This window comes from Geobacillus sp. PLS 41 (assembly GCF_056494105.1).
On sequence record NZ_CM151395.1, the window covers coordinates 3391374 to 3411165 of the forward strand.

Annotated in this window: 25 protein-coding genes; 6 read left to right on the top strand and 19 right to left on the bottom strand. The window is 51.8% G+C overall.

The window, feature by feature from the left end; translation table 11 throughout:
- Window positions 1-72: 72 nt before the first annotated feature.
- Window positions 73-807 carry an MBL fold metallo-hydrolase gene (locus ACVX3G_RS16915; RefSeq protein ID WP_015374046.1) on the bottom strand — a complete coding sequence of 245 codons (735 nt, stop codon included), beginning with the start codon at window positions 805-807 and terminating at the stop codon, window positions 73-75.
- Window positions 808-958: 151 nt separating this feature from the next.
- Between ACVX3G_RS16915 and yhfH the strand changes: the two genes are divergently transcribed.
- Window positions 959-1096: a protein YhfH gene (gene yhfH / locus ACVX3G_RS16920; protein ID WP_014195008.1), complete on the top strand. Its 138-nt coding sequence runs from the start codon at window positions 959-961 to the stop codon at window positions 1094-1096.
- A gap of 293 nt (window positions 1097-1389) precedes the next feature.
- On the opposite strand, the gene ACVX3G_RS16925 is transcribed toward yhfH, so the two are convergent.
- From ACVX3G_RS16925 to ACVX3G_RS16960, 8 genes are all read right to left on the bottom strand, one after another.
- Complete coding sequence (locus tag ACVX3G_RS16925) at window positions 1390-1722, bottom strand: ABC-2 transporter permease (RefSeq protein WP_014195005.1); 333 nt, start codon at window positions 1720-1722, stop codon at window positions 1390-1392.
- A 158-nt stretch (window positions 1723-1880) separates the two neighbouring features.
- Window positions 1881-2453 carry a TetR/AcrR family transcriptional regulator gene (locus ACVX3G_RS16930; RefSeq protein ID WP_011230167.1) on the bottom strand — a complete coding sequence of 191 codons (573 nt, stop codon included), beginning with the start codon at window positions 2451-2453 and terminating at the stop codon, window positions 1881-1883.
- A gap of 318 nt (window positions 2454-2771) precedes the next feature.
- Complete coding sequence (gene hemY / locus ACVX3G_RS16935) at window positions 2772-4211, bottom strand: protoporphyrinogen oxidase (RefSeq protein WP_014195002.1); 1440 nt, start codon at window positions 4209-4211, stop codon at window positions 2772-2774.
- Window positions 4204-5154: a ferrochelatase gene (gene hemH, locus ACVX3G_RS16940; RefSeq protein ID WP_014195001.1), complete on the bottom strand. Its 951-nt coding sequence runs from the start codon at window positions 5152-5154 to the stop codon at window positions 4204-4206. Before hemH ends, hemY begins: the two co-directional genes overlap by 8 nt.
- Window positions 5155-5170: 16 nt before the next feature.
- Window positions 5171-6208 carry a uroporphyrinogen decarboxylase gene (gene hemE / locus ACVX3G_RS16945; RefSeq protein WP_033845559.1) on the bottom strand — a complete coding sequence of 346 codons (1038 nt, stop codon included), beginning with the start codon at window positions 6206-6208 and terminating at the stop codon, window positions 5171-5173.
- 204 nt (window positions 6209-6412) lie between these two features.
- Window positions 6413-7813 (bottom strand): hypothetical protein, encoded by a 1401-nt coding sequence (locus ACVX3G_RS16950; protein ID WP_014194999.1) that lies wholly within the window; start codon window positions 7811-7813, stop codon window positions 6413-6415.
- A 149-nt stretch (window positions 7814-7962) separates the two neighbouring features.
- Entirely contained in the window at window positions 7963-9177 is a 1215-nt protein-coding gene (locus ACVX3G_RS16955) for an ABC transporter permease (RefSeq protein WP_014194998.1), read from the bottom strand.
- Entirely contained in the window at window positions 9174-9911 is a 738-nt protein-coding gene (locus ACVX3G_RS16960) for an ABC transporter ATP-binding protein (RefSeq protein WP_011230161.1), read from the bottom strand. The genes ACVX3G_RS16955 and ACVX3G_RS16960 overlap by 4 nt, the downstream gene beginning before the upstream one ends.
- 465 nt (window positions 9912-10376) lie before the next feature.
- Between ACVX3G_RS16960 and ACVX3G_RS16965 the strand changes: the two genes are divergently transcribed.
- Entirely contained in the window at window positions 10377-10799 is a 423-nt protein-coding gene (locus ACVX3G_RS16965; RefSeq protein ID WP_014194996.1) for an HIT family protein, read from the top strand.
- A 77-nt stretch (window positions 10800-10876) separates the two neighbouring features.
- Here the strand turns inward: ACVX3G_RS16965 and ACVX3G_RS16970 are convergent, their stop codons facing one another.
- Window positions 10877-11722 carry a peptidylprolyl isomerase gene (locus ACVX3G_RS16970; protein ID WP_021322512.1) on the bottom strand — a complete coding sequence of 282 codons (846 nt, stop codon included), beginning with the start codon at window positions 11720-11722 and terminating at the stop codon, window positions 10877-10879.
- Window positions 11723-11967: 245 nt separating this feature from the next.
- Between ACVX3G_RS16970 and ACVX3G_RS16975 the strand changes: the two genes are divergently transcribed.
- The gene (locus ACVX3G_RS16975) at window positions 11968-12057 is read left to right on the top strand and encodes a YjcZ family sporulation protein (RefSeq protein ID WP_021322511.1); all 90 of its coding nucleotides are present in this window, start codon (window positions 11968-11970) and stop codon (window positions 12055-12057) included.
- Window positions 12058-12199: 142 nt separating this feature from the next.
- Here ACVX3G_RS16975 and ACVX3G_RS16980 read toward each other — a convergent pair whose 3' ends face one another.
- The gene (locus tag ACVX3G_RS16980; RefSeq protein WP_014194994.1) at window positions 12200-12379 is read right to left on the bottom strand and encodes a hypothetical protein; all 180 of its coding nucleotides are present in this window, start codon (window positions 12377-12379) and stop codon (window positions 12200-12202) included.
- A gap of 190 nt (window positions 12380-12569) precedes the next feature.
- On the opposite strand from ACVX3G_RS16980, the gene ACVX3G_RS16985 reads away from it, so the two are divergent.
- Window positions 12570-12911 carry a YhaI family protein gene (locus ACVX3G_RS16985; protein ID WP_033011588.1) on the top strand — a complete coding sequence of 114 codons (342 nt, stop codon included), beginning with the start codon at window positions 12570-12572 and terminating at the stop codon, window positions 12909-12911.
- Here the strand turns inward: ACVX3G_RS16985 and ACVX3G_RS16990 are convergent.
- Window positions 12904-13509, bottom strand: a complete 606-nt coding sequence (locus tag ACVX3G_RS16990) for an HTH-type transcriptional regulator Hpr (RefSeq protein ID WP_196795225.1) — start codon at window positions 13507-13509, stop codon at window positions 12904-12906. The two genes, ACVX3G_RS16985 and ACVX3G_RS16990, sit on opposite strands and share 8 nt — an antisense overlap.
- 154 nt (window positions 13510-13663) lie before the next feature.
- On the opposite strand from ACVX3G_RS16990, the gene yhzF reads away from it, so the two are divergent.
- A complete protein-coding gene (yhzF, locus tag ACVX3G_RS16995) occupies window positions 13664-13852 on the top strand; it encodes a membrane protein YhzF (RefSeq protein ID WP_013146234.1) in 189 nt (62 codons plus the stop codon).
- A gap of 94 nt (window positions 13853-13946) precedes the next feature.
- Here yhzF and ACVX3G_RS17000 read toward each other — a convergent pair whose 3' ends face one another.
- The 7 genes from ACVX3G_RS17000 to ACVX3G_RS17030 form a co-directional block, all read right to left on the bottom strand.
- Window positions 13947-14471 carry a tryptophan transporter gene (locus tag ACVX3G_RS17000; RefSeq protein WP_014194991.1) on the bottom strand — a complete coding sequence of 175 codons (525 nt, stop codon included), beginning with the start codon at window positions 14469-14471 and terminating at the stop codon, window positions 13947-13949.
- A 95-nt stretch (window positions 14472-14566) separates the two neighbouring features.
- Window positions 14567-15649, bottom strand: a complete 1083-nt coding sequence (serC, locus tag ACVX3G_RS17005) for a 3-phosphoserine/phosphohydroxythreonine transaminase (RefSeq protein ID WP_011230153.1) — start codon at window positions 15647-15649, stop codon at window positions 14567-14569.
- A gap of 129 nt (window positions 15650-15778) precedes the next feature.
- Window positions 15779-15967, bottom strand: a complete 189-nt coding sequence (locus tag ACVX3G_RS17010) for a sporulation YhaL family protein (protein WP_011230152.1) — start codon at window positions 15965-15967, stop codon at window positions 15779-15781.
- Between the two features lie 112 nt (window positions 15968-16079).
- Complete coding sequence (locus tag ACVX3G_RS17015) at window positions 16080-16208, bottom strand: hypothetical protein (RefSeq protein ID WP_014194989.1); 129 nt, start codon at window positions 16206-16208, stop codon at window positions 16080-16082.
- Between the two features lie 23 nt (window positions 16209-16231).
- Complete coding sequence (yhaM, locus tag ACVX3G_RS17020) at window positions 16232-17209, bottom strand: 3'-5' exoribonuclease YhaM (RefSeq protein ID WP_011230150.1); 978 nt, start codon at window positions 17207-17209, stop codon at window positions 16232-16234.
- Between the two features lie 118 nt (window positions 17210-17327).
- Window positions 17328-18557, bottom strand: coding sequence for an ABC transporter permease (locus tag ACVX3G_RS17025; protein WP_011230149.1), 1230 nt, complete (start codon window positions 18555-18557; stop codon window positions 17328-17330).
- Complete coding sequence (locus ACVX3G_RS17030) at window positions 18550-19449, bottom strand: ABC transporter ATP-binding protein (protein WP_011230148.1); 900 nt, start codon at window positions 19447-19449, stop codon at window positions 18550-18552. Before ACVX3G_RS17030 ends, ACVX3G_RS17025 begins: the two co-directional genes overlap by 8 nt.
- A 149-nt stretch (window positions 19450-19598) precedes the next feature.
- Here ACVX3G_RS17030 and ACVX3G_RS17035 point away from each other — a divergent pair, with 149 nt between their 5' ends.
- Window positions 19599-19784: a YhzD family protein gene (locus ACVX3G_RS17035; protein ID WP_014194986.1), complete on the top strand. Its 186-nt coding sequence runs from the start codon at window positions 19599-19601 to the stop codon at window positions 19782-19784.
- The last annotated feature ends 8 nt before the right edge of the window (window positions 19785-19792 follow it).

The following is a 19792-nucleotide window of genomic DNA, read 5'->3' on the forward strand; positions in this document are numbered from 1 at the left end:
TATTTATTATAAAAAAAAGAACAGCAAAGGGCAAGGGAAAGCGTTTCCTTTGCTGCTCTCTCTTATTTTGGCCTATTGCGCCCATGTTAGGCCGGTGCGGGCGAGGCGGATGACACCGCGGAACGTCCGGCCAGCCTCCTCAACCAGCTGCTCGTGCCGGCCAACGTGTGGCAAATGCGTCAACCATAATTCTCCGACACGTGCTCCCTCTGCGATGGCCGCCGCCTCCTCGCTCGTCATATGCCCAGCCGGCGCCGCGTTTTGCCCAGCGTAAAAGTTGCACTCGCAAATGAGCAAGTCGGCTCCTTTGGCAAACGGAAGAAACTCCGGTATATAGCTTGAATCGGCCGTATAAACAACCGTCTTGCCGCCGGCAGTAATGCGCATCGCGTAGCATGGCACCGGATGGACTGTTTTCATAAATGTGATCGAAAACGGTCCAACAGCCAGCGTCCCATTCGGGTCATAGGCAATTCCTTCCGTAATGCCGCTGTGCGTCAAGCGGGAAAACGCCGCCTCGTCTTCCACATGGCCGTAAATCGGCAAGACGGGAAGGTCAGCTCCCAAATTTTTATGAATGAGACGCGCGTATTGGAGCGGGCCGATGTCGGCGATATGGTCGTAATGGTAATGGGAGATGATGACCGCATCTAAGTTTTCCACAGCCGTATAGTTTTGCAGCTTGGCAAGCGCCCCGCTGCCGCAATCAACGAGCAGGCAAAATCCGTCATGCTCGAACAAATACGCCGATGTCGCTTCATTGGCGGCCGGGAACCCTCCCCAATAGCCGATGACCGTCACTTTCATTTTCGGTTCTCTCCTTCCATTCGTTTTGTCTTCATCATACACAACCGCGCCTATTTTTTCATCTTTGTTGATTTTTGTTTTAAAACACCTATTGACATTTTGTTATGTGTTATAATACAATAAAATTACCAAGACAACGGAGGGGATCGGAATGTTGATGAAAGTGTTGGAATTTTTCAGAAACTTGCCACCTAAAAAATGTACGCACTGCGGCAAAGAGATTGACGAGCAGCATGAATGCTACGGCAACACGTGCTCTGATTGCCTTGGCGCCGCTTACCGCCAATAGGTGAGCGGACGCTGCCCTTGCGTCACGTTCGCCGGCTGCCCCGCCGGCGTTTGGCTGTTCCCCAATGCAGCCTGCCTTTTCTCTTGACTGCCTCCAGCTAAGAGGCATTTTTTTTTTGCCAATCTCAGGGGCGCCATCACACACAACGTTCTAATGGCGGCCCATCCGCAAAAAGCAATCCCTCGTCCTAGAAAATGGTTTTAATTCCATCTGTTGTTTGATTCCGATATTGGCCAATGCAAAAAGGCGTCCCAATCTTTTTAGGACGCCTTCGAGACGGCATGGTTCAATCATCACGTTTGAGCTGCTGTTTCCGTCCATACCGCATAACGGCGGCGATACCGAAGGAGAAAATACACGAGCGTCGCCAAGGCAAAGACCGCGGCTGTCGCAAGCAATATCGCAGCTTCCTTCCACATGACCAAGAAATCGCCGCTTGAAATGACTGCTCGCAACCCACGGATCGCATGGGTCATCGGCAGCCACGGATGAAGCGACTGCAACGCACCCGGAACGAGCTCAATCGGATACGTGCCGGCGCTTCCAACTAGCTGGGCAATCAATAGCAAAATGGCAAGAAACCGGCCTGAGTTGTCAAACACGGTGACAAGGAATTGAACAATCATCATAAATGTTATGCTGATGATCCAAGTGAACAAATGCCAAGCAAATTCGGGCGGAGCACGATGGCCCGCAGCTCTTTTCGCAGCATATGGCGCTCCCTCCTTTGTACAGATGACCAAATTGTCCGCATGGTCAATTTCCAACAAAAAAAGAGGATCATCTATCTCGACAATCCTTGCAAAAAATAGAGCGTAAACAATTCAGCAATTTGTTCTTTTGTCAACGGTTCATGATCTTTTTCCCAATCGACGATCAAGGCGATGTACGTCTTGAGCATCAAAAATGCCGTAATTTCCGAATTGCACGGACGAATCTCCCCTTTTTCCACCGCCGCATCAATTTTTTGCCGAATGAACTCGACCATTGCCCGGTCCAGTTTGGCAAGCACTTCTTGCACCGCCGCCGTACCGATATTGCGCACTTCTTGAAGCAGCTTCGCCGTCAGCTGATGGCGCTGGCGAAATTCCAAAATGCGGTACAAGGCGCGGTGGACGTTTTCGGAAAACGGCAGCGACGAGTCCATCGCCAGCTCCGCTTCCGCCTTGATTTCCATAATCAATCCGGAGACGATTTCATCAAGCAGTTCCTCTTTGCTTTTAAAAAACGTATAGATCGTCCCCTTGCCGACGTTGGCGAGCTTGGCGATCTGCTCCATCGTCGTCGCCTTGTAGCCAAAGGCAGCAAACGATTGGGCCGCCGCTTCGATGATTTGCCGTTTGCGGTCGCTTGCCATACTCCTCATCCTTCAAACTGACTAAATGAACAATTTGGTCAATCCGTATCCATTATACTATCAAACAACATGGATGTAAAGGGCCGTCGCATTGGGGACGGAATTTCTTCCTGCTCCCTCATCCTTTCCAAGCAAATGGGTAGAAGCGCCGTTGAAGCTTCTCCCACGTTCTTTTCACATCCCTTTTGCAGCGGAAACCACTTCCACGAACCAAAAGAGACAAACAGCCATCCGCTGCTTTTCGCTTCAAACGGCGGGCGGCCGCACCGACGTCCAAATGTGAGCGGCGAACGGACCAGGGCGTTGGAAAACCGTTGGTTAACGGACGCTGCTGTACAGATCGGACGTCTGTTGAACTGGCGCTTGTTGCAAATACAGAAGCACGTCACGCACCGCTTTTTCGCCTTGGTCAATGCAATCCGGCAATCCGAGCCCTTCGTATGAGCTGCCGGCCAAAAACACCCCCGGCAACTCGGACGCCATCTGCTCCTTAATCTTCGCCAGCCGCTCGCGGTGCCCGACCGTGTATTGCGGCATGGCCCGCTTCCAGCGCGAGATGACGGCGAACTCCGGTTGGCCGGCGATGTTCATCACTTTATTTAAATCATCCAATACAACACGGACGATCTCATCATCAGGTTGGTCGACGATCTCCTCATCGCCCGGGCGCCCGACGTAGCAACGCAAGAGCGCCTTGCCAGGCGGCGCGGTGTGCGGCCATTTTTTATGCGTCCATGTGCACGCTGTCATCGTGTAATCGCTGCGGCGCGAAACGACAAACCCGGTGCCGTCAATGTCTTGGCGGATCGCCTCCTCCGGAAATGCGAGCGCCACCGTCGCCACCGACGTCAGCGGCACTGAACGGAACGGGGCGAAAAACGGATAGTCAGCGAACATGTCGGGCACAACATGATGCGGCGTTGTCACGATGATGCCGTCTGCCCCCCACACCTCTCCTGTGCTCAGTTGCAGCCGATACGCCGAATCGGTGCGAACGATCCGCTCGACACGCACCCCTTTGATGACGCTGCCCGGCTCAAGCCGTTTTTCCACTTCATCAACGAGCGACTGCAAGCCCGTTTTTAACGTCTGGAACGCCCCTTTCCGCTCTTTTTGCTCTTTCGGCGTCGTTCGTCTCGCTCCACGGACAAGGCTTCCGTATTTTTGCTCAAGCTGAAAAAACTGTGGAAACGTCGCCATTAGGCTCATCTCATCAATGTCGCCGGCGTAAATGCCGGAAAGTAGCGGTTCGATGAGATTGTCCACCACCTCATCGCCGAGGCGGCGGCGGAAGAAGCGGCCAAGCGGCATATCACCATCGACTTTCACCGGCGGCAGCACAAAGTCAAGCGCCGCCCGCAGCTTGCCGGCCGGGGAAAACAGTCCGGTCGTTAAAAACGGGGCGATGCGCGTCGGAATGCCCATCACCGCTCCGCCCGGAATGGGATAGAGTTTGCCGTTGACCAAAATGTACGATGTTCCGGTCGCGTTATGAACGATCTCATGTTCAAGGCCGACTTCCTTCACAAGGCGAAACGCGCTCGTTTTCCGCGCCAAAAACGAGTCTGGACCGCGTTCAATGACAAAACCGTCGCGGACGACCGTCTGCACTTTTCCGCCGAGCCGGTGCGTCGCCTCGACAAGTTTGCATGCAAGTGGGAGGCGTTGCTCTCGAATCGCTTTTTGCAAGTAGTAAGCAGCCGTCAAGCCGGTAATGCCACCGCCGATGATGACGACCGTCCGTTGCCCTTCATTCATGTCGATCGCCTTCTTCCGCCCACCGCTTTAACACAACCGACGCCAATGCATCAATAAACAATGGATTCGTGTTGGGCATCTCCGGTCGGTAATAGCGGGCGCCGATCTCTTCCGTCACCTGTTTGCACTCAATGTCGTTGTCATACAACACTTCCAAATGGTCGGCGACAAAACCGACCGGCGCGTAAACGAACGACGTATAGCCGCGCTCTTCGTAAAGCTGGCGCGTCAAGTCTTGCACGTCCGGCCCAAGCCATGGTTCCGGCGTCTGACCGGCGCTTTGCCAGCCGACGGCATAGTGGGCGACGCCGGCTTGATCAGCAATTCGTTTCGCTGTATCTTCGAGCTGCGTTGGATACGGGTCACCGGCTTGAATAATTTTTTCCGGCAAACTATGTGCGGATACGATCAGCACAGCTCGCTCCCGCTCACGTTCCGGCATGGCGGCAAAAATCGCCCGCACTTGTTCTGCCCAATATTGCAAAAACTTCGGCTCGTCATACCATTGATCAATCGTGTAAATGGTCGGTCCGCCGAGCTTTTCCGCTGCCGCTTTCGCCCGCTCATTGTACGAGCGAATGCTGAATGTGGAATAATGAGGGGCTAGGACGATCCCAACCGCTTCTTTGATGCCGTCATCATGCATGCGCTCGACGGCATCCTCAATGAACGGCTCAATATGTTTGAGCCCTAAATACATGCGAAACTCGACTTCATCTTGCACTTCGTTCAGCCGCTCCTCGAGCCGTTTCGCCTGCTCTTCCGTAATTTTCGCAAGGGGCGACAACCCGCCGATCGCCCGATAGCGCGCTTTTAAATCCTCGATTTGTTCCTGCGGCGGCTTGCGCCCATGGCGAATGTGCGTATAATAACGTTCAATATCATCTTCCCGGTACGGCGTTCCGTACGCCATCACGAGCAGCCCCACTGTTTTTTTCACCATTGTGCCACCCCCTCGTTTAGTTCGTTGACGTATATTCGTGGATAAAAGCGGTCAGACGCTTCAGTGTCGCCGGCTGAACATCCGGAAAAATGCCGTGGCCTAAGTTGAAGATGTAGCCCGGCCGTTCCATCCCTTCGTCCAAAATGCGCTTCACCCGTTCTTCGATCACGTCCCACGGCGCAAGAAGCACCGCCGGATCCAAGTTGCCTTGAATCGCTTTGACAATGCCTTGGCGGCGCGCTTCGCGAATCGACAGCCGCCAGTCAAGGCCGATGACATCAAGCGGCAAGTCGTTCCACTCATGCACTAAGTGACTGGCGCCGACGCCAAACATAATGAGCGGAGCCCCTTCTTCCCGCAAAGCGGCAAAAATGCGCGCCATCGCCGGCTTGATAAACGTCCGGTAATCGTCAGCACTAACGGCGCCAACCCAAGAATCAAAAATTTGCACAGCGCTTGCCCCTGCCCGAATTTGCGCCCGCACATAACGGATCGTCATCTCAGCGAGCTTGTCCATTAAGGCGAACCACGCTTTCGGTTCAGCATACATGAACGCTTTCGTCTTATGATAATTTTTTGACGGACCGCCTTCAATCATGTAGCTCGCCAACGTAAACGGCGCCCCGGCAAACCCGATGAGCGGCACATCCAACTGTTCGTTGACAAGGAGCCGGATCGTTTCAAACACATACGGCACATCATGTTCTGGATCAATCTCCCCGAGCCGCTCGACGTCTTGAAGCGAGCGAATCGAATTCGCGATCACTGGCCCGACGCCGCCCTGAATCTCGACGTCCACGCCAATGGCCGGCAGCGGTGTCATAATGTCTTTATATAAAATGGCGGCATCGACGCCATATTGCTCAACTGGAAGTCTCGTGACGTACGCGCAAAGCTCCGGTTGATGCGTAATGTCAAACAGCGAATATTTTTCTTTCAGCGCCCGATACTCCGGCTGCGACCGTCCGGCTTGCCGCATATACCAAACCGGCACGTACGGCGTTTGTTCGCCGCGGCAGGCGCGCAAAAATGTATCGTTGATCTGTCTTGCCATCTCCATCCGCCTTTCTGTCCTCACAATCCCGTCAACGATTTCGCCTTTTCTTGCCTTCAAACATTGCCTATCTCCCTTTCACTATACAGCTTTCCGTACCCAATGTATAGAGAAGAAGGCGAACTGTCAAAAAATCGACCGATTTTTCAGTTCATGCCCATTATAGCAAAAAAGCTGCCCCGGCCGCACGGGACAGCTTTCTGTTCAGATGAGAAACATGGCGACAACGGTCGTAACCACCAAGCCGACAGCAACAGGAATGAGGTTGCGGCGCGCCAGCTCAAACGGGTCAACCCCGCAGATCGCTGCCGCTGGAATGAGCGCCCACGGAACGAGCGTGCCGCCGCCGACCCAAATGGCGGCGATTTGGCCGAGCGCCGTCAACGTCGCCGCTCCGCCGCCAATCGCTACAGAAAACAAATGAGCAACCGAACCGGCGAGCGAGATGCCGGAAAATCCGGAACCGTCAAGACCAGTAATGGCCCCGACGATTGTGAGCGTAACCGCCCCCACCTCATTGTTCAGCGGCACCGCGTGAGCCAAGGCAGCCCCTAAATCGTTGACAATGCCTTGCGATGCCTGCGGCAAATAGTCGCCGATGATTTTCACAAACCCCGCATCGCCAAGATAGAAAAACGCAGCGATCGGAATAACAGGTCCGAACACTTTAAACCCGAACTGAAACCCTTCAATAAAGTAATTGGTCACTTCCGCAAAACTTTCTTGCCGATGGGCGAGAACGGAGATGAGAATCAAAATGAAAATCGCCGTCCCACCAACCAAGGCGGTTGCTTCCCCGCCTTGCAACCGCAAATAAAACATCGCGATGACATCAAGGGCGAACAAAATTGGAATCAACAGCGCAAGCCATTTTTTCGTTTGTCCCGTCAGGAAATGGCTTGTTTTTTCCAGCGTCGAATCGACCGTTGCAGCCATTTCCGCCTCCCCGCTTGCCAGGCGCCCTCGCTTCATGTCACGGCGCAGCAAGGAAAACGCGGTGACCGTTGTGACGACCCCCATGACAAAAACAAGCGGAACGCTGGCAGCGATGACATCGCCGACCGGCAGCCCGGCGGCATCGGCCGTTAATTTCGGCGCCCCTTGGATGATAAAATCGCCGGAAAGCGCGATGCCATGCCCGAACAAGTTCATCGCCATCGCCGCTCCCAACGCCGGCAAGCCCACTCGGACCGCTGCCGGCAACAAAACGGCACCCATGAGAGCAACAGCCGGAGACGGCCAGAAAAACCAAGAAATGATCATCATCAAAATTCCGATCGTCCAATACGCCCAAGCCGGCGTACGGATGAAACGGACAAACGGCGAAACCATGACATCATTGATGCCGGTGGCCGACAACACTTTGCTCATCGCCACAATAATAGAGATGACTAAAATCGTCGGCAATAGCTCCGTAATCGCGTAAATAAAGCTGTTAAACACTCCGCTGACCGCCGCGCTCAACGAATGGGTAGCGACCGCCGCCAATAAAAAGATGCCGGCAATGCAAATGAGCGATGTATCTTTGCGGGCGACCATAAACCCAATAATGAGCACGATGAACAGCAAGTAAATCCAGTGCAGCGCTACAAGCTCTACACCCATGAATCATTCCCCTTTCTTCCCAACTTCCAGCCCGACCCGCTGGACATGCGCCCAGGCCGGTGTACTACAGCATATGAAGCGGGAAAAAAGGTGTGAAAGCTTCGGCCATCCATTGAAAATGAAAAACGCCGGCGCCAGCACAAACAGCACTAGCGTCCGGCTTTCTGCCCACGTTGCAGGCGCACGTACCGCCCTGCCATCCAAAGCCCCCATATGTTTCCGCCAAGCCAAGTGGCGAGCCAAAGAAGGCGCGGGGAAACAGCCAACAGTACGAGATGGAATACCGTATTTTGCCCAATCAGCAGAATGGAAAGCAACCGAACCGCCGCAGCATCCGGTTGCGCCTGCGGCAACGGGTACAGCCGCGGCCATAGCGAATAGCGATGATGGGAAGGCAGCGCGGCCAATTGAACAGCGGTCGCGTAAAGAAACAAAAATGCGATGGCCGCCCGCCCGTATTGGTGATCGATCACAGCCAACATGAAGCCTCCAATCGCAGTGAGACGGACATACAGACCAGCATACCCGCCGGCGCGCAAAAACGTGCGGGCATACAAATGAAAAAACACATGCCGCTTGTCGTACGGAATCAAAGCGAGCAGCGAATCAAGCCAGCGCCGCCGCTTTGCCGCCTCCCTCCATTCCGGAACGTCGGTAAACAAGTTGGCCAGCCGGTAAAACGCCGTGGCCGCTCGCTGTTCTTCCGCGATGATCCGTTCCCATTTCCATGTTTTTCCTCTCGTCAACCGTGACAAACAGATGGACAGAACGGCCATCAAACCGACCAAAACGACAAAAAATGGCCATGGGGCCGCAACCAGCACCAAATAAACGAACACCGCCGCTAGGATGAAACGCGTAAATGCGCCAAAGCGATGAAAAGACGGATCGGCGATGTAGCTTCCTTGCCAACTGGCCCATAAGCTCCATCCTTTGAAGCAGAAAAGACCGAACAAAAAAAGCGGCCATGACACCGGGGAAAAGCGAGCATGCAGTGGACCCGCCAACAGCAAAAGCAAAGAAAGGCCGTACGCCTGCCATAACCATGAGACGAAAAACGCCCGCTGAATATACGGACCGAGCCGTTCTTCCGCCGGCAATAAAAACACCGTATCCGCCTCGCGGAACAAGGTGCGCACCGATCCAGCGGCCGCCGCCCAGCCGAACACGACCGCCGCAATAGCCGGATACGGAAACGAGTCAGGAAGCGCCGCCGCAAAGCGCTCGTACATCACCGCTATGCCGCCAAGCACAATGATCAAACCGACGAGCAAATGGTCGTTGAACATATAGCGCAAGTAGCGGATCCGTTTTCGCCATTCCAATTGGAAACGCTGCTTCCAAAGACGGCGGGCGTCAATCATGGCGCATCGTCCTTTGTCAATTCGACGTACAGTTCATCAAGCGACGCCCCCCGCAGCCCGAACTGGCGGCGAATGTCATCGAGCGTCCCTTTGGCCTTGACGCGGCCGTTGTGCAAAATAACGAATGAGTCGCAATACCGCTCTGCCGTCGCTAAAATGTGCGTCGACAGCAAAATGCCCGCCCCCTTCGCTTTCTGTTCATTCATTCGCTCAAGCAGGGCGTGAATGGCAAGCGGATCGAGGCCGAGAAACGGCTCATCGATGATATAAAGCGGCGGTTCAAGCAAAAAGGCGCATACAATCATGACTTTTTGCTTCATTCCTTTCGAAAAATGAGCCGGAAACGAGGAAAGCCGCCGCTCCAATCGAAACTCGCGAAGCAGCGGCGGAAGGCGGCGTTCATACTCTGCTTCGCTCAACCCGTACGCCATCGCTGCTAGACGCAAATGTTCCTCAAGCGTCAATTCTTCATACAACACCGGCGTTTCCGGGATATAAGCAAACTGCCTTCGATACGTTTCCGGCCCGTCCGCAAGCCGATAGCCGTTAATGGAAATCGCGCCGCGGCGCGGTTCCATCAAGCCGATAATATGTTTGATCGTCGTGCTTTTGCCGGCTCCATTTAGGCCGATCAAGGCGACCATTTCGCCGCGGTCGACCACAAACGTCACGTCTTCAAGCACGTTTTGCGCCGTGTAGCCTCCGGATAGATCCTTCACTTCTAAAAGCGTCATCGTCCGCTCCCTTTCCGTTCTGGCCTTTGTCCCCATTGTACCAAACTATAGCCTCGCTTACCAAAAAAGATCACACCGTTCTTTTGCATAAACTCACTCAAGCCGGGCATGATAAATAGCGAAGAGGGGATGAGGAATCAAAAAGTTGATGAACGATCCATCCGAAATGGGGTGTTCGTCAAAGACACCGTTGTGAGCCGCAAAACGTTGTAAACGTTCCTAGGAAGCGACCATCGCATTCGTTGCTGGGAAGCAACGAGCCTGTCCAAAGGGGATGGTCACGTTGAACAAAGGAAGCGCTCACGCCGAACCAATTTTTGCTGCAAATGGGGTGTTCATCAAACGCACATTTGCTTGAATCATCCTCTCCCCTTTTCACCAACCGGGATGTAACCTGCGTTGCGGGATTACATCCCGGTTTTTTTATGGTAAAATGAAGAAAATAGGAAGGAAAGGGTGACCACAGTGAGCGATTGCATTTTTTGCAAAATCATTAACGGCGAATTGCCCGCGGCGAAAGTGTACGAAGACGACCATGTGCTCGCGTTTTTGGACATCAGCCAAGTGACAAAAGGGCATACGCTTGTCATCCCGAAAGTACATACGGAAAACATTTTCACCCTCACGTCGGAGGCGGCCGGCCAACTGTTTCGCGCAGTGCCGACGATTGCCAATGCACTCAGGCGAGCATTTTCCCCGGTCGGGCTCAACTTATTGAACAACAATGGCGAGCAAGCGGGGCAGACGGTGTTCCATTACCATCTTCACCTCATTCCACGCTACGGCAAAGGGGATGGGTTTGGCGCGGTCTGGAAGTCGCATGCAAGCGACTATACGCCCGCTGACCTGCAGGCGATCGCGGCCGCCATTCGCGAGCAGCTCGGCTGATCTCCCGTTGTTGAACAGCAGAAAGGTCAAGCCCACAAATAAAAAAACGGAAGCAGGGATGTTCTGCTTCCGTTTTTTTACTGTTTTCCTTGCTGCTCGATCACATCTTGCAAATCTTTGTCTTTGATCTCAACACCGGCATCTTTCACCAATTTGTCCACTTTTGACTGCATCGTCGCAGGATCAAGCTTGTTCCGTTTGACTTCAAACGCAATTTCGTCTTTCATTTCGTTGAACGACTTTTTCTTTTCTTTGTCCGTCACTTTAATGATATGGTAGCCGTAATCCGTTTTCACCGGATCGCTCACTTCGCCGACTTTCAGCTTATAGGCGGCTTCTTCAAACTCCTTGACCATTTTCCCTGGGCCAAACCAGCCTAAATCGCCGCCGTTGGACGCCGAGCCTGGATCTTGGGAGTATTCTTTGGCCAACTTGGCGAAATCCTCGCCTTTATCAAGCTTCGCCTTTACTTCTTTTGCTGTTTTTTCATCTTTGACCAAAATATGGCTGGCACGAATTTTCGGCTTGTAGTTGTCATAATACTCCTTCAGCTCTTTCTCCGTCACTTTTATGTCTTCAACGGCCGCTTTCGTCCGCAGCAAATCGAGCTTGACCATTTCGCGGATCACTTTTTCTCCGTTCTGCTGCACGGCCAAATCATATTGCGTTCCATACGCTTCCTTGATTCGTTCGATTTCGCGGTCGATCTCTTCATCGGTTACCTTGTATTTTTTGCTCAACACTTTTTCGTCAATCAAATCACGAAGGACGGATTTGCCGACGCGCTCTTTCATCTCATTATAAAATTCGTCTTTCGTAATATTGCCGTTTTTCGTTTCCACAATCGCTTCCGAACCGTCGTTGCTGCAGGCCGACAAAGCCATGAGCGAAACGACGGCAGCGGCCATCATCCATTTTTTCATTCGCTTCACAACTCCTACATCTTTTTTCGATTGAATGTTCCCACGCTTTCAAGCGGCGCAGATCGAATGGCGCCCAAGAAACAACATGCTCGCCTCTTCAGCCACGACAATAACTATACCATATTTCCAATGAAAAAAAAACCTCTTTCCGCTTTAGTCATCCGCCCATAACATGCACGCTTGCCATACATATGATGAGGATGAAGCGCTCGACAGGCTTCTTCTTGCCGAAAGGGGGTGTTACGATGAGCGCACCTTATTCCGGAGGCTTTGCGTTGATTGTTGTGCTGTTTATTTTGCTAATCATTGTCGGCTGCGCCTGCGTCATCTACTAAACGAAAGAGGGTGCTCCCGCAAAAGGAGCACCCTTTTTTTGCCGCCTTCCTTGAAACGAAGGGAGAGGCAACGACAATGGAACTCGCTCCATCAAAAGGAAAACATAACAATCCCCGCATCAACCGTCAGAGCAGGGAAAAGTCATGTAAACAACACTTCAAAGTAAGAAGAGATTAATAAAATCGTAATCAGGACATTAATCGTGCGAAAAACCGCCGGCTGCTGCTCCTCCGGGATGTCACGCTGCGCGCAAAGCGAGTGTGTGAGCTGGTTGATAAAAAATAAGACCGTAACCGCCAGGAGGATGAAAGAAAGCACCAAAACTGTTCCCCTCCTCTTTGATCTTCACCAAACGCCGCCCATGGCTTTAACTTTACATCGTTCATGGCGGGAAATCAATCATTTTTCTTTTTCCGGACACAAACCGATTTTTCTATTGGTGAATGCGCACAAATTCGGTAAAATATACGTAAAAACGGTCACATTTTCGTCACCAAAAGGAGCACGATATATGGAATCGTTGGAAAAGCGAGTGGCCAAGCTCGAATTTCACCAGTCATTGTTGCTGGAAATGGTCGATGAAACGAAAAAACCGTTTTACTCCCTTGTGATCCGCGCTGATTTGACCAAAGAAGAAGTCGACGCATTCCTATCGTTTTGCCAAGAGCTCGCCGAGCAATATGAGCGGCAAAAAGCGGAAGGGTTGACGATTTTCACCCCTCTGCTCGTGCAGTTTGCCGGGATGCTCCATCCGAACCTTCCGCTCGAACAAACGGTTGACGCCATGTTGGCCCAACAACTGTTTGTGCCGCTGATGACCGAGCTGAAAACGCTCATTCAAACCGTCAATTAGCCTGGCTGGCCAGCTCTTTCTCCTGCTCTGTCGCTTTCGCCGTCCGCCTGACGAGCTTGCCGTCTTGCTCGACAAAGTCTTCCTTAATGTTCTCAAACGCCCGCTCAAAAATCTCCATAAAATCGTCTCCATAAATGTTGCGGACGATGCACATCATTTCTAAAATTTCAGGAAACTTCCCGTACAGCTCGCGCAGCGGCAACGCCCCATTAAAGACCGCATTTTTCGTCGGGTCGTACGTTTCCATCAGCTTCATCAGCACTTCTTCGCCTTTTTCGGTCAACTCAATGTACGTATTGCGCTTGTCGTCTTGCTTTTTGGAAAACGAAAGCAATCCTTTTTCTTCTAATTTCTTTGAGAAGTTGAACGCCGTCGACACATGCATCACACCGAACTTGGCGATTTCCGAAATCGAGGCTCCTTTGAAGTGGTAGGCGATCCATAAAATGTGATGTTCGTTAATGTTCAAGTCAAACGGCTTGATCCACCGCTGCCAATCTTTTTCAATCGATTTCCATAGCGCTTTGCTCAGCTGGGCAATTCGTTGGCTGAATAACATCGCCTCTTTGATGGAATAATGCTGTTCTGTCGCTTTCATCGTTCCACCCACTCTTCCCTCACCGTATTTTTTACTTTCCATTATATCAATAAAACAAAAAGGAATAAAGACAAAAGTATTTATTTTTATGATTTTTTTTGCATATTCATAGTAGTAAGCATAAGGCGCTTGGCGCATACAGGAGGAGAATGCCATGGTGTATATACAATGGCTGCTTATCGCTGTCGGATTCTTATTTTTCTGTCTTTTTATAAACGCATTTTTCGCCTTATGGAAAGCGCGGGCGTACCCGCCGAAAGCATTGCTGAAAGAACGGACTTTGCGCTATATTGGAATAGCGTTCATTTGCTTGCTCACCGCTTGGCTTCTCAGCTATGTCTAATACGCGTTAAAAACAAATGGAGCATAAGTATTTTTTTCCTACTCTCTCTTTGATAGCAAAAAACCCGACCAGCAATGATCGGGTTTTTCGCCGTCTACACGTGCGCTGTAACGTTCATCCGTCGGAAAATCGACGATGCGATCGGATAGATGATGGCCATCGCCACTGCGTTCAACGCCGCTGTCGGCAGCACGATGGTGACAAACAGCGCCGAAAACATCGCTCCGCCCGGCAACCCGACAAGCAAGAGCGCCGCAGCCAAAAACACCCCGCCGGAAATGACCGTGCCGACTGCCGCCAGCACTGAAGCCCCAATGACCGTTTGGCTGTATGCTTTCATCAAAGTCGCTAGGGCAAACACGACAAAGGCGGTGATGATCTTATCGATCATATTCGGCAGCTGTCCGCCCGGGAACGTCGTCGTCATGGCTGAGATCAAGCCAGTGACGACGCCGACAAGGCCGACCGCTTTGACGTTTGGAAAAAGCAAAATCGCCAAAAACATCATCGCCAGCATCATATCCGGCTTCATTCCGAAAAACAACCCCGGAATGACCGCGTGCAACACGGCTCCGATTCCGACTAACAGCGCCATCGATACTAATGCTCTCACATTCATGCTCATCTCTCCTCATCTCTCCTCGTCTATATCTTTTGCTCGAGAATTTTTCTATCATTATATCACTTTGCAGTGTAAAAGTGAAGAAGAAATTTTCAGGCAAAACGGCGGCGGAACTCGTTCATAAACGACGCAAGCGCTTCGCACGCCTCAAGCGGCACCGCGTTGTAAATCGACGCCCGGCAGCCGCCAACCGATCGGTGCCCGCCGAGCCCGACAAACCCGCGTTCTTTCGCCTCGGCGAGGAACGTTTTCGTCAGCTCCTCATTTGGAAGCGTAAAGGTGACGTTCATGAGCGAACGGCTTCCCTTTTCGGCGTGCGGTTTGTAAAAGCCGCCGCTTTCATCAATCGCCTCATACAGCACGGCCGCCTTTTGCTGGTTGCGCTCTTCCATCGCCGCCACACCGCCTTGCTCTTCGACCCATTCGAGCACGAGCGACAGCATGTAAATCGCAAACGTCGGCGGCGTGTTGTACAGCGAATTGCTCTTCTGGTGCGTCCGGTAATCAAGCATCGTCGGCAGCCCGTCCGGAATGCGCTCAAGCAAATCGTTGCGGAGAATGACAACCGTGACTCCTGACGGGCCGAGATTTTTCTGCGCCCCGGCGTAAATGAGGGCAAATTGACTGACATCGAACGGACGGCTTAAAATATCGCTCGACATATCCGCGACCAAGTCAACCGGCGTGTTCGGAAATTCCTTCCATTGAGTGCCGAAGATCGTGTTGTTTGACGTAATATGGACATAGGCGGCGTTTTTCGGCCATTGGACGTCATCAAGCGGCGGAATGTATGTGTAGTTCGCTTCTTTGCTCGAAGCGACGACCGTTGTCAAACCGATTTTTTGCGCTTCTTTCAGCGCTTTCTCCGACCATGCCCCGGTCAGCACATAACAGCCGATTTTCCCTTCCGTGAGGAGGTTCATCGGCACCATTGAAAACTGCAGGCTCGCCCCGCCTTGCAAAAATAAAATGTCATATCCGTCCGGCACATTTAGAAGCCGCTTGAGCCGCTCTTTCGCCGCATGATGGACAGCCTCGTATTCCTTGCTTCGGTGGCTTAATTCCATAACCGACATGCCGGTGTTTTGAAAATTAAGCAGCTCTTTTTGCGCCCGTTCAAGCACCGGAAGCGGCAGCGCTGACGGGCCGGCGTTGAAGTTGTACGCGCGTTTCATTGTCATCCCTCACTTTGCCTCCTGGTAGTCCATTGATATTATTATCCTAGCACGATTCGCAAAAAAAGAAAGAGAATTTTTCGAAAAAAACGCTTTCAAACGAAATCTTCCAAAAAAAGAAAGCCCCTGCTATTGCAAGGACTTCGCTTGTTTCCGCCGCTCGCGCTCCTTTCGGATGCGCTCCATGTAAATCTCCCCTTCTTTTTCAATGAATGCTTCGTCGATTTCCCGCTCACGCGCCGCCGTTTTTACGGTCATATAGCCGCTGAAAATAATGCCGGCAACAACCAAATACACCCACCAAGGCAAACTGAGCATCGCCATTCCCCCTTGTATGCTTGTCTTGTACTTAGTACACTATACGCGCAACAAGGGGGCAGTATGCATGGAGAAAGAGGCGGGAAAGCCGCCTCTTTCTTAGGGACAACGCTTATGCTTCGTTTCGCTTCTTCTTTGTTTTCTTCTTCGCTTTCTTCCACTGTCGGCGCAGCTCGTTCAACTCTTCTTTCGCCTGTTCATACTGAGTCGTCGGGACGATTTCAATGATCGGTTCGATCATGATCATCCCCCCTTTTTCCGCCCCTACTCTTTACTACCCGGATTTTTTGGCTTTGAAACAGACAAAAACGCTGGTTTGTAAAACGAGCGGTTGTCAAGGGCAAAAACGCGTTCCGTAAACTCGCCCGGCTTCACCTTCTCGAGCGCGCGGTCGATCATCGTAATTTTCGCATCCAAATTGTCAATGTAATGAAGCACCTCAGCTTCTTTGACGAGCGGCGGCTTCGGGCTGCCCCACTCCGCCTTGCCATGATGCGCGAGCACAAGATGCTGCAAAATGACAACTTCTTCACCTTGAATGCCGAGCTGTTCCGCCGCCTTGCTGATCTCGCTCACCATGATCGAAATGTGTCCGAGCAAATTTCCTTCAAGCGTATACGCCGCCGATACCGGACCGGATAGTTCAATCACTTTGCCAAGGTCATGCAAAATGACGCCGGCATAAAGCAAATCTTTATTGAGCGACGGATAGAGATGGATGAGCGCCTTGGCGAGCTCGAGCATCGACACGACGTGGTACGCCAGTCCGGAGATAAATTCATGATGGTTTTTCGTCGCCGCTGGATACTCAAAAAACGCCTTTTCGTATTTTTTCAACAAATAGCGGGTAATGCGCTGGATGTTTGGATTTTCCATCGCAAATATGTATTCCATGACTTTCGCCTTCATTTCCTCGCGGCCGAGCGGAGCCTTCTCCAAAAAGTCATCGATGCGCACGGCATCGCCCGGATGAGCAGGACGGATCGAACGGATGCGCAGCTGCAATTTGCCGCGGTAGTTATGGATGTCTCCCGCCACTTTGACGATGCACTCCGGCACATACCGCTCTTCGTCATCCGGCGAGACATCCCACAGTTTGGCTTCAATGTCGCCGCTTTTATCTTGCAAAATCAAAGTTAAGAACGGCTTGCCGTTGCTGGCGATGCCTTTCGTTGCTGATTTGATGAGCAAAAAGAGATCAACTTGTTCCCCAACCTCATAATGGATGATGCCTTTCGCCACTTCGTTCTCCTCCGTTTCTCTGTACGTACTTTCTAGTATATCATAACGGTTAGAGGGCAAAAAGAAAGCCTTGCCGAAACGGCAAGGAAACATTGGCCCAAACGCCCCGTCACGCTGTTTATTTTTTTGTTAGCTGAATGGCCCGTTTTATATCCTTGAAAATGTTCATTCGTCCATACATCAGCACACCGCCTCGATACACTTTGGCGCCAAAATAGATCAGCAAGGCAATCGTCGCCGCTAAAAGCACAAGGCAAAGCGCCACTTCCCACCCCGGCACGGAAACGAGGCCGATGCGCAAAAACATGAGCATCGGAGCGAAAAAGGGAACAAACGAGGCGCCGGTCACGAACGCCGACTCTGGCGCATTCAAGCCAAACATCGCGATCATAAATGCAGCGACAACCAACATCATGACCGGCGTAATCGCCGGCTGCACATCTTCGACCCGGCTGACGAGCGAACCGAGCACGGCAAATAGCACCGCATACAAGAGGTAACCGAGCAAGAAAAAAACGAGTGCATACACAAATATCGATGCCGGCAGGTGGTCAAATCCGAGGAAACGCCACACTTCCTGCCCGCTCGTTTTTAACGCGGCGAAAGCGACGGCGAAAAAAACGAAAAATTGCGTCAAGCTCACAAGAGCAACGCCGATGATTTTGCCAAACAGCTGTTGGACCGGCGGGACGCTTGACACTAAAATTTCCATCACGCGCGACGATTTTTCCGTCGCCACCTCCGTCGCAATCATTCCTCCATACATCAAAACAAACATATACATCGCGAAAAGAAGGACATAAACAAGAGCGCGCGCTTGGTTCAACTCCTCTTCCGTCTTCGCGTTTTTTTCCAATGCCACCTTTTGGAACGGAACCGGTTTGTAAAGCTCTGCCATTTGTTCATCCGTCAGGCCGAGCTTAGCGGCTGAAAGCGCTGTTTTCAGCTGGCTTAGCGCTCGTTTGAGTTCCTCAGGCGTCTGATTGTCCACAATCGTATTGGCATAATACACCGCTTCCGGCAATCCTTCCGCATCCATGGACAATACGAGCAATCCGTCCCATTTGCCTTCTTTGACTGCTTCTTTCGCTTCGTTTTCCATATCCGTAATTTTCGTCAACGCGATTTGGTCATGGCTTACCTGCTTCTCAAGCGGACCGTACAAAGATCCCGTGCGGTCAATGACCGCGACATGAGTCTTTTCATCACCGGTGAAAAACTCGATGATCGGCTGAATGTTGGCCACCCCGATGATCAACAGGCAAGTGATGGCGGTTGTCACAAGAAATGCTTTCGCCCTCAGCTTCGTTCCATACGTATGCCCCGCCACAAGGAAAAACTTATTCATACGCCGCACCTACTTTTTCAATAAAGATATCATTCAGAGACGGTTCTTCCAAGGCAAACAGACGAACCGCGACTTTTCCTGCTATATGGCCGAGTATCGCTTGTGCCGTCTCCTCATTGGCGATTTGCAGCCGCACCCCTTCCGCCGTCCTCTTCCACTGCAAAACGCCAGGAAACCGCGCCAATTCTTCAAACGGCCCGTCCCCTTGAATAACAAGGATTTGTTTGCCAAACGAACGTTTCAGTTCACGCAGCGCTCCAGCCACCACCGCGCGGCCGCGGCGCAAAATGCAGACATGTTCGCACAGCTCTTCCACATGTTCCATCCGATGACTCGAGAAGACAATGGTCGTGCCGTTCCGTTTTAAATCAAGCACCGCTTCTTTCAACAGTTCAACGTTCACCGGATCAAGACCGCTGAATGGCTCATCCAAGATTAATAGCTTCGGTCGATGAAGCACAGCAGCGATAAACTGGATTTTTTGCTGGTTGCCTTTCGACAGCTCCTCCACCCGCTTGTTGGCATAATCGCGGATATGGAAGCGCTCAAGCCAGCGGTCGATTTCTGGAAGAATATCCGTCTTCTTCATTCCACGCAACCGCCCTAAATACAAAAGCTGCTCTTGCACTTTCAGCTTCGGGTACAACCCGCGCTCTTCCGGCAAATAGCCGATCAGATGGCCTTTCGAGTAATCAATCGGTTCGCCTTGCCAACGGATCACCCCTTCCGTCGGGAGCAGAAGGCCTAAAATCATGCGAAAGGTCGTCGTTTTTCCCGCTCCGTTCGCCCCAAGCAATCCGAACATCTCCCCTTCTGGAACCGTCAACGTCAAATGGTCGACGGCCGTCGCCTGACCAAACCGTTTCGTCACCTCAATGATCTCTAAACTCATCCACATTCCCCCAACGCAAAACAAATTTTCCATCCACATTATTAAAACGTGCAGTCTCAAAAAAAGTTTCAGACAGAAGCAGGAATTTGCCTATCAAACCTCTAAATGAAAGAGAAATGAATGATGATTCAGCGAAAGGAGATGGTGACATGCCGATGTATACGTTGACCGCTTTTGAGCGCGACGGAGAAAAATTGCTCGATGAAACGTTTGAAGCAGCCAATGATGAAGAAGCGAAAAAAATCGGTGAACAAAAGCTGCGCGAGCGCGGCTGTTGGGACAAAACACACCGTTGCGTCAATGCCAGCGGCAAGCTCATTTTATTTCACCGCTAATCAAAACA

Coding starts and splice junctions, on each gene's coding strand:
- ACVX3G_RS16915 (WP_015374046.1), bottom strand. CDS start 807: ATGAAAGTGACGGTCATCGGCTATTGGGGAGGGTTCCCGGCCGCCAAT.
- yhfH (WP_014195008.1), top strand. CDS start 959: ATGTTGATGAAAGTGTTGGAATTTTTCAGAAACTTGCCACCTAAAAAA.
- ACVX3G_RS16925 (WP_014195005.1), bottom strand. CDS start 1,722: ATGATTGTTCAATTCCTTGTCACCGTGTTTGACAACTCAGGCCGGTTT.
- ACVX3G_RS16930 (WP_011230167.1), bottom strand. CDS start 2,453: ATGGCAAGCGACCGCAAACGGCAAATCATCGAAGCGGCGGCCCAATCG.
- hemY (WP_014195002.1), bottom strand. CDS start 4,211: ATGAATGAAGGGCAACGGACGGTCGTCATCATCGGCGGTGGCATTACC.
- hemH (WP_014195001.1), bottom strand. CDS start 5,154: ATGGTGAAAAAAACAGTGGGGCTGCTCGTGATGGCGTACGGAACGCCG.
- hemE (WP_033845559.1), bottom strand. CDS start 6,208: ATGGCAAGACAGATCAACGATACATTTTTGCGCGCCTGCCGCGGCGAA.
- ACVX3G_RS16950 (WP_014194999.1), bottom strand. CDS start 7,813: ATGGGTGTAGAGCTTGTAGCGCTGCACTGGATTTACTTGCTGTTCATC.
- ACVX3G_RS16955 (WP_014194998.1), bottom strand. CDS start 9,177: ATGATTGACGCCCGCCGTCTTTGGAAGCAGCGTTTCCAATTGGAATGG.
- ACVX3G_RS16960 (WP_011230161.1), bottom strand. CDS start 9,911: ATGACGCTTTTAGAAGTGAAGGATCTATCCGGAGGCTACACGGCGCAA.
- ACVX3G_RS16970 (WP_021322512.1), bottom strand. CDS start 11,722: ATGAAAAAATGGATGATGGCCGCTGCCGTCGTTTCGCTCATGGCTTTG.
- ACVX3G_RS16975 (WP_021322511.1), top strand. CDS start 11,968: ATGAGCGCACCTTATTCCGGAGGCTTTGCGTTGATTGTTGTGCTGTTT.
- ACVX3G_RS16985 (WP_033011588.1), top strand. CDS start 12,570: ATGGAATCGTTGGAAAAGCGAGTGGCCAAGCTCGAATTTCACCAGTCA.
- ACVX3G_RS16990 (WP_196795225.1), bottom strand. CDS start 13,509: ATGAAAGCGACAGAACAGCATTATTCCATCAAAGAGGCGATGTTATTC.
- yhzF (WP_013146234.1), top strand. CDS start 13,664: ATGGTGTATATACAATGGCTGCTTATCGCTGTCGGATTCTTATTTTTC.
- ACVX3G_RS17000 (WP_014194991.1), bottom strand. CDS start 14,471: ATGAATGTGAGAGCATTAGTATCGATGGCGCTGTTAGTCGGAATCGGA.
- serC (WP_011230153.1), bottom strand. CDS start 15,649: ATGAAACGCGCGTACAACTTCAACGCCGGCCCGTCAGCGCTGCCGCTT.
- ACVX3G_RS17010 (WP_011230152.1), bottom strand. CDS start 15,967: ATGCTCAGTTTGCCTTGGTGGGTGTATTTGGTTGTTGCCGGCATTATT.
- ACVX3G_RS17015 (WP_014194989.1), bottom strand. CDS start 16,208: ATGATCGAACCGATCATTGAAATCGTCCCGACGACTCAGTATGAACAG.
- ACVX3G_RS17025 (WP_011230149.1), bottom strand. CDS start 18,557: ATGAATAAGTTTTTCCTTGTGGCGGGGCATACGTATGGAACGAAGCTG.
- ACVX3G_RS17030 (WP_011230148.1), bottom strand. CDS start 19,449: ATGAGTTTAGAGATCATTGAGGTGACGAAACGGTTTGGTCAGGCGACG.
- ACVX3G_RS17035 (WP_014194986.1), top strand. CDS start 19,599: ATGCCGATGTATACGTTGACCGCTTTTGAGCGCGACGGAGAAAAATTG.